This is a genomic window from Methanoregula sp., assembly GCA_026625165.1.
Taxonomy (GTDB): Archaea; Halobacteriota; Methanomicrobia; order Methanomicrobiales; family Methanospirillaceae; genus MVRE01.
In genome coordinates, this window is record CP112999.1 from 880,548 (window position 1) to 893,517 (window position 12,970).

The 12,970-nt window shown below is 55.1% G+C and carries 12 protein-coding genes; 4 read left to right on the plus strand and 8 right to left on the minus strand.

Translation table 11 applies throughout. The annotated features are described in order from the left end of the window. The first annotated feature begins 182 nt into the window (after positions 1-182). The 3 genes from OS112_04690 to OS112_04700 all read left to right on the plus strand — a co-directional run bounded on the left by OS112_04690 (position 183) and on the right by OS112_04700 (position 5,358). Positions 183-2,258: a DNA topoisomerase subunit B gene (locus tag OS112_04690; protein ID WAC05933.1), complete on the plus strand. Its 2,076-nt coding sequence runs from the start codon at positions 183-185 to the stop codon at positions 2,256-2,258. Then, on the plus strand, positions 2,248-4,758 hold the full coding sequence (gyrA, locus tag OS112_04695) for a DNA gyrase subunit A (protein ID WAC05934.1): 2,511 nt from the start codon (positions 2,248-2,250) through the stop codon (positions 4,756-4,758). Before OS112_04690 ends, gyrA begins: the two co-directional genes overlap by 11 nt. Positions 4,759-4,944: 186 nt before the next feature. Beyond that, positions 4,945-5,358, plus strand: a complete 414-nt coding sequence (locus OS112_04700; GenBank protein WAC05935.1) for a secondary thiamine-phosphate synthase enzyme YjbQ — start codon at positions 4,945-4,947, stop codon at positions 5,356-5,358. A gap of 45 nt (positions 5,359-5,403) precedes the next feature. Here OS112_04700 and OS112_04705 read toward each other — a convergent pair whose 3' ends face one another. The 6 genes from OS112_04705 to OS112_04730 form a co-directional block, all read right to left on the minus strand. After that, entirely contained in the window at positions 5,404-7,407 is a 2,004-nt protein-coding gene (locus tag OS112_04705; protein ID WAC05936.1) for a type B DNA-directed DNA polymerase, read from the minus strand. Beyond that, positions 7,394-7,669 (minus strand): hypothetical protein, encoded by a 276-nt coding sequence (locus OS112_04710; GenBank protein ID WAC05937.1) that lies wholly within the window; start codon positions 7,667-7,669, stop codon positions 7,394-7,396. Before OS112_04710 ends, OS112_04705 begins: the two co-directional genes overlap by 14 nt. Continuing rightward, positions 7,666-8,190, minus strand: coding sequence for a hypothetical protein (locus OS112_04715; GenBank protein WAC05938.1), 525 nt, complete (start codon positions 8,188-8,190; stop codon positions 7,666-7,668). Before OS112_04715 ends, OS112_04710 begins: the two co-directional genes overlap by 4 nt. A 215-nt stretch (positions 8,191-8,405) precedes the next feature. Continuing rightward, on the minus strand, positions 8,406-9,572 hold the full coding sequence (locus OS112_04720; protein ID WAC05939.1) for a HAMP domain-containing sensor histidine kinase: 1,167 nt from the start codon (positions 9,570-9,572) through the stop codon (positions 8,406-8,408). A gap of 295 nt (positions 9,573-9,867) precedes the next feature. Then, positions 9,868-9,996 (minus strand): hypothetical protein, encoded by a 129-nt coding sequence (locus OS112_04725; GenBank protein ID WAC05940.1) that lies wholly within the window; start codon positions 9,994-9,996, stop codon positions 9,868-9,870. A 50-nt stretch (positions 9,997-10,046) separates the two neighbouring features. Next, positions 10,047-10,601: a DUF2148 domain-containing protein gene (locus OS112_04730; GenBank protein WAC05941.1), complete on the minus strand. Its 555-nt coding sequence runs from the start codon at positions 10,599-10,601 to the stop codon at positions 10,047-10,049. Positions 10,602-10,726: 125 nt separating this feature from the next. Between OS112_04730 and OS112_04735 the strand changes: the two genes are divergently transcribed. After that, complete coding sequence (locus tag OS112_04735; protein ID WAC06136.1) at positions 10,727-11,965, plus strand: aldo/keto reductase; 1,239 nt, start codon at positions 10,727-10,729, stop codon at positions 11,963-11,965. A 219-nt stretch (positions 11,966-12,184) separates the two neighbouring features. Here OS112_04735 and OS112_04740 read toward each other — a convergent pair whose 3' ends face one another. Then, positions 12,185-12,406 carry a hypothetical protein gene (locus tag OS112_04740; protein ID WAC05942.1) on the minus strand — a complete coding sequence of 74 codons (222 nt, stop codon included), beginning with the start codon at positions 12,404-12,406 and terminating at the stop codon, positions 12,185-12,187. A gap of 348 nt (positions 12,407-12,754) precedes the next feature. After that, complete coding sequence (locus OS112_04745; protein ID WAC05943.1) at positions 12,755-12,949, minus strand: hypothetical protein; 195 nt, start codon at positions 12,947-12,949, stop codon at positions 12,755-12,757. Between the last annotated feature and the right edge of the window lie 21 nt (positions 12,950-12,970).

Consider the following 12,970-nt stretch of genomic DNA (forward strand, 5'->3'; position numbering starts at 1 on the left):
AATCCGGCGCCGTAAAGAACGCAGCTTTTGAAAAAATGCCGGATTATCCCTGATTTCACACTGTATTTTACGTCGGTGCAACAAGGTTTTATTCTATTAAAACCTATATTTATTGTGAAACGCACAGGTATTTGCGCGGCTTTTTTGAAACAAAGCCAGAATTTTCTTAAAGGAGGTTTTCTTTGAACGATACGTACGATGCGTCCCATATCACTGTACTCGAGGGGCTTGCACCGGTGCGGGAGCGGCCCGCGATGTACATCGGGAGCACCGACACCCGCGGGCTCCACCATATTGTCTATGAAGTAGTGGACAACTCCATTGATGAAGCGCTCGCAGGGTTCTGTACCCTGATCTCGGTCGTGATCAACAGCGACGGTTCGATCACGGTGGATGACAACGGGCGGGGTATACCTGTCGACCGGATGGAAAAGAACGGGAAGTCAGCCCTCGAAGTAGTGCTCACCGTCCTTCATGCCGGTGGCAAGTTCGACAAGGCGACCTACCAGGTTTCCGGGGGCCTGCATGGCGTCGGCGTGTCGGTAGTCAACGCGCTCTCGGCATCGCTTGCTGCGCGTGTCTTCCGCGACGGCAACATCTATGACATGCGGTTTGCACAGGGGAAGCCGGTCTCGCCAATCTCGCAGCGCGAGGAGACGCTTGAAGAACTCCTTTCACGGTACCAGCACTGGTACGGCAGCCCTGCCCCGTTCACGCGTACTGCCCCAAAGGAAAATATTCCCGGTCAGCAGGAAGTCACGAAGATCCCTTCAACATCCGATGAGATCGAACGGCTGAACCGGCGCCGGTTCCTCGCCGAATTCGGGTACCGGATGACCGGGACGAGGATCACGTTCCTTCCCGACAGCACCATCTTCGAGACGATACGGTTCGATTACGATACGCTTGCACACCGGCTCAGGGAGCTGGCGTTTTTAAACGCAGGTGTCACTATCAGGATAAACGATGACCGTTCCGGTGACCGGACCACCTACTGCTACGCGGGAGGGCTATCCGAATTCGTTAAATACTTAAACGAGGGTGCTGACTGCCTCCACCCGGACCCGATCGATATCACGAAGAAAGACGAAGCAAACAAGATCGAGATCGAGGTTGCGATGCAGTACACCACGGGCTATGACGAGAAGATCTACTCGTACGTGAATTCTGTCAATACCCGCGAGGGCGGGACGCATCTCGAAGGGTTCCGCAGCGCGATCACCAAGTCCATCAATGCGATGGCAAAGCGCAACGGCATCATCAAGGAGAACTCCGCGCTCACCATCCGTGGCGAGGATACGCGGGAAGGGCTCACGTCGGTTATCTCCGTAAAAATGGCAAGCCCCCAGTTCGAGGGCCAGACCAAGATGCGCCTTGGCAACAGCAACGTAAAAGGGATCGTGGACTCGCTTGTGTATGCGGCGCTCACCGAATACTTTGACGAAAATCCCAAGGTGCTCCAGATCATCGTGGAAAAAGCGATGTCAGCGGCAAAAGCCCGGGAAGCTGCGCGGAACGCCCGCGAGCTCGCCCGCCGGAAAAGTTCCCTTGAGAGCAGCGGGCTTCCCGGCAAACTCGCCGATTGCTCGGAGCGCGACCCGGCAAAGAGCGAGATCTATATCGTGGAAGGGGACTCAGCCGGGGGCAGTGCAAAACAGGGACGTGACCGCCGGTTCCAGGCGATTCTCCCGCTGCGGGGCAAGATCCTCAATGTGGAGAAAGCCGGCGAACACCAGATCCTCAAGAACGCCGAGATTCAGACGCTCATCTCGGCAATCGGCACCGGCGCCGGCGAGAAATTCGATGCAGAGCGGGCCCGGTACCACCACATCGTGATCATGACCGATGCCGACGTGGACGGTGCGCACATCCGCACGCTGCTCCTGACCTTCTTCTACCGTTACATGCTCAAACTGATCGAGGCAGGATATATCTACATCGCCCAGCCCCCCCTGTTCCGCATCTCGAAGGGGAAGGAAGAGAAGTACGTGTACACAGAAGACGAAATGCAGACGGTCTCGGCTGCCATGGGTGACAAAGGCGTTTCCATCCAGCGCTACAAGGGTCTTGGTGAGATGAACGCCCAGCAGCTCTGGGATACGACAATGAGCCCGGAGCACCGGGTCTTCAAACAGGTCAACATTGAGGACGCAATGGAGGCAAACGAGATCTTCAAGACCCTGATGGGAAAAGATGTGGAGATGCGGAAGAATTTCATCATGCGCCATGCAAAGGAGGTGACCAACCTTGACATCTGATAAGACTCCCCCGGCAAGTGGCCCCCTGACACACCGGGTCGAGCCGATCAGTATCGAGCACGAGATGAAGACCTCGTACATCAACTATGCGATGAGTGTCATCATCGGCCGGGCAATCCCGGACGTCCGGGACGGCCTCAAGCCGGTTCACCGCAAGTCGCTCTTTGCGATGTGGGAGATGGGCAACACCAGCGACAAGCCCACCAAGAAGAGCGCGAGGGTGGTTGGTGAAGTGATGGGTAAGTACCACCCCCACGGGGATGCCTCCATCTACGATACGATCGTCAAGATGGCCCAGCCATTCTCGTACCGGCACATGCTCGTGCAGGGGCAGGGCAACTTCGGTTCCGTGGACGGCGACGCTGCGGCTGCGAGCAGGTACACCGAGGTCAGGCTCTTCCCGTATGCCGAAGCGCTTCTTGAGGATCTCGACAAGGAGACCGTGAAGTTCATCCCTAACTATGACGAGTCGCTGAAGGAACCCACGGTTCTCCCGGCAAAGATCCCGAACCTGCTCGTCAACGGGACGGACGGTATCGCGGTCGGTATGGCCACAAAGATGCCGCCCCATAACCTCCGCGAGGTCTGCGCCGCGGTGACCCGGTATCTTGACAACCCGCAGGTCACCGTCGAAGACCTGATGCAGGTCATGCCGGCCCCCGATTTCCCGACCGGAGGTCTCCTGATGGGCACAGAAGGCGCCCGGAACATATACTCCACCGGGCAGGGCAAACTGGTCGTCCGTGGTGTCGCGAATATCGAAGAGGCTGAGGGAGGAAACCGGGGCGACCGGATCATTGTCACCGAACTCCCGTACCAGGTGAACAAGGCGCAGTGGATCACCACCATCGCCGAGATGGTAAAAGACAAGAAGATCGACGGCATCTCCGACATCCGTGATGAGTCCGACAAGGAGGGCATACGTGTCGTCTTCGAGCTTCGCAAGGGCACGATGTCACCGGTCATCTTAAACAACCTGTACAAGAACACCGCACTTGAATCCAGTTTCTGGGCATCAAACCTTGCGATTGTTGACGGCCAGCCGAAGATCCTCAACCTGCATGCCCTGCTCGGCCACTTCGTCCATCACCGTATCGAGGTGATCCGGCGAAGATCCGGGTTCGATTTGAAAAAGGCACAGGAAAAGGTGCACATCCTTAATGGTCTCTTAGTCGCGCTCTCCAAGATCGATTTGGTCATCGCCGCGATCCGCGCATCGGACACAGTCGATAATGCGCGCAATGCCCTTATTGTGAAATTCGGGCTTGACGAGCCGCAGGCAAACGCGATCCTCCAGATGCAGCTCCGCCGGCTCGCGGCGCTTGAGCAGCAGAAGATCACGGACGAGAAGAAGGGGCTTGAGGCAGAGATCACCCGGCTGACCACCATCCTATCCAGCGAAGCCAATATAAAAGACGAGATCCGGCGCGAAACTGTTGAGATCTCCGCGAAGTTCGGAGATGCACGCAGGACCCGGATCGAGGTTGACACAAGCGACCTCTCCAGCGAGGACCTGATTGAGGACAAAACAGTGCTTGTCTCGCTTACGACGGCAAATTACATCAAGCGTACTGACCTTGACATCTACCGCAACCAGAGGCGCGGCGGGCACGGCATCACCGGCATGGCAACCAAGGAAGAGGACCTTGTCGATTCGGTCTTTGTTGCGGGCATGAAGGACTACCTGCTCTGCTTCACTAATATCGGGCGCGTATACTGGCTCAAGGTCTACCAGATCCCCGAGAGCTCACGGGTTGCAAAAGGCAAACCTATTGTCAACCTGCTAAACTTAAAAGACGAGGTGGTGACGACGGTCATCCCGATCCGCGAATTCCGGCACGACCACTACCTGCTCTTCGCAACAAAATTCGGGCAGGTAATCAAGATCCCACAGGATGAATTCAGTAACCCGAGGTCCGTGGGGACCAATGCGATAAGACTCCGTGAAAACGACCAGCTGGTAAGTGTCATCCAGACTGACGGGACCAAGGAGATTGTGATGACGACGCGGTTCGGGCGAAGCCTCAGGTTCCATGAAGAGACGGTTCGGACTGTGGCACGGACCGCATTGGGCGTAAGGGGCATGAAGCTGCGGGGCGAGGACACCATTGTCGCAGTGACACTCCTTGAAAAAGACCACCTCCTCACGATCTCTGATGTCGGGTTTGGCAAGCGGACGGAGTTTGATGAGTTCCGCGGGCATGGTCGCGGGACCCTCGGCGTGAAAAACATGCTGCTGGAACGCGATGACAATGCTGTGGTCATCGAGTCGCGGGCAGTCTCATCGGGCGATGAGATTGTCGTGATGACTGCATCAGGGGTTGTCATCCGTACCCGGGTCGATGAGATACGGATCATAGGGCGCGGCACCCGGGGTGTCAGGATCATGCGCCTTGATAAGGGCGACCGTGTTGTCGGCGTTGCGCTCGTCCCGGCCGATGAGATCAACGGGGGTGTGGGTTCAAATGCACCAACAGCCGATAAACAAAAGGATTCCTGACTGGGTTTTTAAAACACAATTTTTTTTAATTTTACAGCATCTGTTCACTATATTAAATAAAAAAACATGTGCAACATGGATCTCTGTTCCTGATGTAATACCAGGGATCTTTTAAAAAGCCGGTTTTTAAACAGTAATGGTTTTGTTATTGTGGAGACGAGATACCGGTAAGGTGAATATTTTCTCATGTTCCGTAAAACATTCCATGTGACATCACAGCGCGAAGGGGAGATCATCAACCTCACGCCGGATATTAAACGGGTTGTAAAGGAGAGCAATGTAAAGGAAGGACTCGTCCACCTCTTTGTCAGGCACTCGACAGCCGCACTCACCACGATCGAGTTTGAGCCAGGTGTACTTGCCGATCTCTCCCGTGCCCTGTCGGTGCTCGCTCCAGATGATGCAGAGTATGCCCATAACACCCGCTGGGGCGACGGCAACGGCCGGTCCCATGTGAAAGCGGCACTGGTCGGCCCATCTCTGACAGTGCCGGTAGAGAACGGAGAACCACTCTGCGGGACATGGCAGCAGGTTGTGCTCCTTGAACTGGACGTGAACGCGGGGCGGGAGAGGGAGGTCGTGTGTACGGTGACCGGGTAATGATTACAGGTTTCTAATAACAAAGTAGTATTTCAGACAGGCTGATCATCCCGCTTTTACAGGCAGTTCCATGACCACTTCACCCTGTTTTCCTTCAGGCTTTTTTCGGGCAAACGCATACACGATCTCATCCCAGGCTTTCTCCAGCAGATCCCAGTAGTACGGTACATCGAACGATCCGGCGATCCACGCCGGATCGACCTGGTACTTCCGCGCATCCCGCACGACATAGCTGACTTTTGAGCCCGGTGCGACTGCAACGCCCTCCTTCCGGTATGCATTCACCGCAGCACCTTCGATGCAGCGGTGCGCGTACGTAAGCCTGCTGATCCGCCGGTGGATTGCCAGATCCGGTGCCTGTGCACCGGGGAGTTCCTGCACAGCATGCCGGTAGATCTCCCTGACCTGATCATGGATCCCCCTGAGATCTTCGATCGTTACAGCTCCCGACATCACGGAAAGCATCCTGCGCTGCATGTTCCGTATATATTCCGGGGTGTCGTGCCTGCGGGCTGCGATCCCCCGGACTTTCATGCTCCCGTCCGAAAGCCGGCCGTAATACCGGTTGTACGAGCCGGACCCGTCATTCTGCGGCAGGAATACGATCCAGTTGAAATGTTCGACCTCCGTGAGCAGCCCGGTCTCCTGCCCGACACGGGCTTTCAGCGCACCGACCGGCGACCCCTGCACCCAGAGGCAGTCAACAATCCCGTGCAGCACACAAAACCCCATGGACTCCGCGATATCCTTGGTGCGCATCAGGATGTCGCGGGACCGGCCGGTGATCCCCTCGTGCACCTCGATCCTGCCGAACTTTGCGTTCTTGTAGCCGGTGTACCCGAAGCATGTGACAAGCATCCATTTGAGGATCGAATCGATGCCGGCATACCGGGGGTCCTGCTTTTTTAACTGTTTTGTTGAAACCCGCAGCGCGAGGAGCGGGGCAAGTACTGCCGGCAGGAACCCCTGCCGTTCCGGGTGTCCGATGGTCTCGGGGGAGAGGTTCGACTGGACAATGATGGAAGGGTACAGCGAAGTGAAGTCGATCTCGTCTGCGTTCCCGTAGGCCCCCGGCACCGGCTGGAACATCATCCCCCCTCGATCTGCTTCCTTAAGTTTGGAGAACCTCCGCACTTTCTCCACATCGCTTTTGCGGAACGGGACGGCAATACCCTGCCTGACCGCTTCGTACACCTCGTACCCGGAGATGAGCGTGCCCGGTGTGAACCGCGATGCAAGGTTTGGGGAGAGCCCGGAGAGCCTCGCTGCCATGAGCACCCCCTCAATCCCTCCCTCCCGGTACACGAAGCTCTGTTCCGTGTCGATCAGGATCCTGCCATCCGGTATGAGCGCCGATTCCTTGTGCTCCATCCGGCCGTAACTCCAGTACGACCGTGCGCTCATCGCCCGGTACTTACCGCTCCGGGAAAAAGGCATATCGAACCCGTGCACCCGGGCCTGCCGCTGCAGTTTCGGCATCCATATGTCGGCATCCGGCATGAGGATCACGTCAGGGTCGCACGCGGTGACAAGCAGGAAGAGGTCGGCGAGCAGATCGCGCTGTGTCCCGTGCAGGTGCCCGGTGCGCCCGTCGCAGACAACATCCGCATCGGAACATGCGGATGAACGCACCGGGTCATCGCGGATCCGGATTTCCATTTTGCACAGGTCGCAGGAAATGTCCGGGGAGAAGCGCGACCCGTTCTCCTTGCAGCAGGGGACTATCCCGCGTTCTGCCATGAAGCGCTGGTCGATACGCACGTCCACGTTGAATAGCTGCGCATCATATTGCGTCTGTTGCTCGATCGCTTCTGCTACAGGACGCCCGGCAAAGACTTTGTATCCCTCAAGATCGCCAAAAATCGTCCTGAACGTGCACTCCTCTGCACGGTATTCGCTCTCCAGCGCCGCGATCATCCCGTGGTGCGGGTGCGGGTCGGGCAGGTACAGGTAGAACGGCGGGTCGTATTCATGCCGTATCTTTTTTATTGTACCGTCCTTGTACCACAGGTCAACGCTGCCCCGGTATACCGAATCAAGGATCCACATCGCGCCCTGCCTGCTCCTGCTCTGTCTGTTCCTGCTTTGCCTGCTCCATCTCCTTGATCAGCTCGACAAGCACGGAGAAGACCGCGGCTTCGAGCGGATCGTCGCAGCCGTAGAATGCCTCGCTTGCATGTTTCTGTGCGAGCCGGGCGAGTTTCTCGCCGTACGTCCGGTCTTTTTCTTTGAGCGCCCGTGACGACCGTGCCCATCGGTCAGCGGTGCTCTTCACCCCCTGCCGGATGCTTGCAAAACTCCTGCCCGTCACGACACCTCCAGTGTCCTCTGCGCAGGGGGGAGCGGGCAGCCGGAGCGCAACGACCGGGCGCTGCGGTGCCGGTGGCAGGCGGGATCAACGGATGGCGCACTATGGAAGATGCGGTCTGCCGAGCGCACCAGTGCGGAGAACGGGCGGTCGATGGCGGGCGTGTACAGGATCAGGAGTGCTTCGCGCCCCACGTCCCTGAGTGCGCCGGCAACCGGGAGGATCATCGCCTCCGCCCCGTCAAACATTGTCGGGTCATGTTCGACAAATACGATGGTGTGCCCCGCTTCTTTTAAAATGGTGAAGAGCTGGTGGGCGGTAAACGCCCTTCTCACCTCAAAGTTTGTCGAGGTGCGGTTGATGGAGGAGAGGATGCGCGAGTAGTTGCCACACACAAAGAGGAATAGGAACCGCTGGAGATCCGCGTTGCTGTTGAGGGCTTTGATGATGACATGTTCCGGGGCGATCACCGCATTGAATGTGCCGGACTGTAGTGCAATCCCGTTTGAGATCTCGATCCTCATCGCACCGGATCCCTGCTGTTCTGAGAGGGATAAGCATCAGGCTTGCGCGGGGCGAAAGTGTTGCATTGACAGGCACACCACGCGAGTGAGATGGGGATGCGGGGGATGATCTGATGAAAAAATATGAGCAGATTTGGGGGAAAAAGTCTGGGGAAAAAGAACGGATGATCTCTTTTGCTCCTGTTCAGTTCTCCTGCGCGTCCGGCAGGCTGCCCTTACGGCGATCCTGCCGCTTGCGGGGTGATCCTGTAATTTTCCAATGGTACAGAGATCTCGAACCGCACGCCCGTCCCCGGTTCTCCGGTCTCCCGGATCACGATACCGGTAATCCCGAGGATTTCGCGGGATAAAAACATCCCAAGCCCGGTGTTTTTCCCAAATCCCCGAAGAAAGATGCGTTCCTTGTCTTCCATGGCAATGCCGACGCCATTGTCCGTATACACGATCACCAGTCCTTCCGGTGTTTCGCGGCATGAGAATGCCATGGTCGTGACATGCTTGCCATGCCGGATAGAGTTTTCCATAAGATTGTAGAACACTTTCTCGATAAGAGGATCGGCATAGATCACAAGGCCGGAGAATGCAACTTCAGGGGAGATCCCGCCTGCCTTCAGCGAGTCTGCCGCCCTCCTAATTACGGCACGAACATCCTCCCACTCCGGTGCTTTCACGCCAATGTCCTGGTAAAACCTCGTGAACTCGATCTGTCGCTGGATAGCTTCGGAAATCTCCAGTTCCTTTTCAATATACTCTAGGATCACCGGGTTCTTTCCTGCCTCCTCTTTTGAGATTTCAAGGAACGCGAGCAGCGCCATGAGCTTATTCAGGATGTCGTGCCGTGTCACAGACGAGAGAATGTTGAGTTTCTGGTTTGCCTGCTGCAGCGCCTTGCCGATCTTCCCGCGTTCGATGACATCGTTTTTGAGTATCTCGTTGACCTCGGAGAGTTCGCGGGTCCTGTCGGCAACCCGGCTCTCGAGCGTACGGGCCAGATCCTCCAGTTGTTTCTGCGTGATGCGGCGCTCTGCTACCTCCTGCTCGAGGTTTGCCTGGTTGCTCCGGATCTCCCATATAAGGAGTGCGACGACTGCCATCATCAGGATGAAGACCGCACGGTTCAGGAGATCGGACTGGTTGGTGCGGGCTGTTATTATGCTCCCGACAAGGAGTGCACCGGATATCAGCCAGGCCGTAAAAAAAGGGGAGTACCGGTTGGTGAGCCAGATTGACATGAGGAGCGGGATAAGGTACAGTCCCCAGATGACAAAACCGGCAGGTACAAGGACATCGGCCGCGAGGATGCCGGCGCACAGGCAGAGCATCGCGAGGACCATGAGCCGGTCTTTTTCCTGCTCCGTTCTTCCGAGGTCGATAAATACCATTGCGGTCCCGTCCCCTTTTAACTCAACATAGTAATTCAAAAAATAAGTATCTTGCCAGTTGTTCTTTCCTCTTTGTTTTGTTTTTGATCGAAGGTTCGGCTTACGCCTCCCTTCCCATTATTGAGGTTTAGACAAACCTCTCCGATTTTCCTCGTCAAGGTTTTGATAAACCTCTCCGATTTTCCTCGTCAAGGTTTTGATAAACCTCTCCGATTTTCCTCGTCAAGGTTTTGATAAACCTCTCCGATTCCGAAGCGGTTCCTTTTGAACCACGAGTATGAGAAGGTCAACACCGCTATCCTTCGAGTTTTCTTCTGGTTGCGCCTAGCCTGTCCCGCAGCACTTTTTTAATCTCGTTTTGTTCAGGAATATCATGGTGGGTTTCCATCTCCTGCCGGAACCCCTCGGTACTTATGTACCTCAATGCCTTATCGGTACACCGGTGCTTACGCACCTCAGTGCTTTTAAGACACCTCAGTGCCTTAAAAGCAGATCAAAGAATATGTTTTTTCCTGAAGCCTTGAGGGGTATCCCGTATGCGACGCTGCACCCTGCAAGCCGCCCCTGCGCAAGCGCTGCAACACCGGCGGTGAACATGACCCGGTTGTCCACGTTGTGGATGGATGCAGTTTTGACCGCAGAACCGACCGCGATGCCAAGGTCCGAGATCTTCATGACGCAGTTGAGCCCTTGGTAGAGCGTCTTTGCCTTTTTTGCTTTTGCAACCTTTGCCATTTCAACGCAGGTGGGATACCCGCACCCGCCGCAGTTGATGCCGAGCCCTTTTTTTCCTTCGACCCCGATCAGGATAGTGGCATCGCTTTCTTTTATTTTCTCCCCGTTGATCCGGAAGAAGTCAAGGCCAATTGCCTTTCCTATCCTGATAATCTCATCCCCAAGTTTTGCCTGCTCCTTTCCGGTCAGGACTTCGATCTTAATTGAGTCGCGGCCGACAGCTTTTGGTGCTGTCCGTGCCGCAAGGGCCATCAGGCCCGCGACCGATCTGACTGCATCTGATTCAATGGTCATACCCGTCAGTTTGTATCAGGAAATGAAAAATCTGCGGGTGTGGGGAACTGCAGCTCTCCAAGAATTGAATACCTTGTCCTCCAACATTATGACGGGATATATCGTCTTTCCCTTGTGTGGTGATCATGTTATACCGTACCGTCCCCAAAACCGGCGACAGCCTTTCGGTTCTTGGCTTTGGCTGCATGCGCCTGCCCTCAACAAAGACCGGCGGCGTGGATGAGCAGCGTGCGATACGGCAGATCCGCTCTGCGATAGACAACGGGGTCAACTATATGGACACTGCACCAGTGTATCACCTCGGAAAAAGCGAGCAGGTGCTGGGCAAAGCCCTTGCCGACGGGTACCGGGAAAAAGTCCGGATTGCGACAAAACTCCCCCCATGGTCGGTTCAGACGAGAGCGGATATGGACCGGATCCTTAACTCGCAACTCCGGACTCTCAATACAGATCATATCGATTATTACCTGCTCCACAGCCTCTCAAAAGAGGCTTGGGAGAGACTTAAAAGTCTCGGGGTAATGGAATTCCTCGATACTGCAAAAAAAGACGGGAGGATAAAGAACACGGGCTTTTCCTTCCATGGTGATACAGCAACATTAAAAGAGATCGTGGACGCGTATGACTGGGAATTCTGCCAGATCCAGTATAACTACCTTGACGAGCACAACCAGGCTGGAACCGAGGGGCTGAAGTACGCGGCACAAAAACGCCTTGCGGTCATAATCATGGAGCCGCTGCGGGGAGGGAACCTGGCCGGGCCAGTGCCGGACGAGATACAAAAGATCTGGGGCCGGGCACCTGTGAAGCGTTCACCTGCGGAATGGGGGCTGCGATGGGTGTGGAATCATCCCGAAGTCACAGTCGTCCTTTCAGGTATGAACAACGAAGCTCATATCGAAGAAAACCTTAAAGCTGCAGCATCAGCATTTCCGGACTCTCTCTCCCCTGAAGAATCAGCGCTGATCGCCCGGGTGAGGGACACCTACCGGCAGCTGATGAAGGTCGGCTGCACCGGCTGTGGTTATTGCATGCCCTGCCCGTCCGGAGTCGATATCCCTGGCTGTTTTGCACTTTACAATACCCATTACCTGTTTCCCCATGACCGTACCGCAAAATTCCTGTACATAGGGAGGCATGGAGGGGTTCTCGGGGACAGGTCCTATGCAGGGCTATGCCGGCAGTGCGGGAAATGCGAGAAGATCTGCCCCCAGCACCTGCCTGTCCCTTTGCTCATGAGGCAGGTGTCCCGCGAGATGGAGGGACGGGCCTTATGTCTTAAAATAATGCTAGTCAAGGGCGTGCTCTGGCTCTATGATAGAGCAGAGCGTGTCAGGCGGAAGCTTAAGAAAAAAACGATCTGAAACAATTTTCAGTTGCTTGCCTATTGACCCGGCTCCGGGGACGGGGTACTATCGCATACTCGGTAAACGTTGACCAATTGACCCTGATGGACAAATCAAACAATGTCCTCGTATACAAAATACCGTCTGCGGTGCCAACAACGACGGTGTAACCGGCCCGGCTGCCCCCCCCCTCTTTTTAATGATCCGATTTGATGATTCGATTCTGACCTGAACAGATTACACCAGTGGTATCTGCAGAGAATACCATGCAAGCCCGGCAATACAGATCGCCGAGCATACAAATACAAGGGAGATATTTATTGCTTTTTGTGATCCGGTCATTGCCGACCACTCGCTTTTCTGGGTTTTGAATACAAACCCTAAAAAAAGACCGATCGCAGTTCCCGCCATTGCGCCAAGTGAGATAACCATCAGGATCGCAAATGTATCGTTGATCATGGCGTCCCCCATCCACGTTGCCCATGATCTGATATAAATCAGCCGTCAAATCCGTGTTTTTGATAAAATCATCGCCCCCGCAGGGTTTTAAAGGTTATCTGCAGAGAAATTTCCATCGAAAGACTTGGATTCGGAAAGAGCCGGCTCAGGCACAGTAAGTGGACAGGGGAATCAAAACCCGTAGGGAAATTAACTAGGAATTAAAATCAGGAATAATTTTTCCCGGGTTTCTTTTCATCATGATACCCTTATTCAAATCCTGCTTTCATGAACGAAAAGATAAAAAAGGTCAGGATGCCGGGACAAGGGTTGCGGGACTAATGGTTCTGATTTTTCAGACCAGTAACATCATTTTTTCACGATGAGCTTGTGCTTTTCAACATCAATGCTGTACGACTTCGGCTTGTCCAGCAGGTCGAGCGCGTTGATTTTCATGTCGATGAGTTCTGAGAAATTAAACGAATCGAATTTTTTCTCATCCTTCTCATGCCAGAACACGACAATGCCGTTCTCCATCTTCTTGCTGCTTGCGATCGGATGCATACAGTCCATTCTTGCGAAACC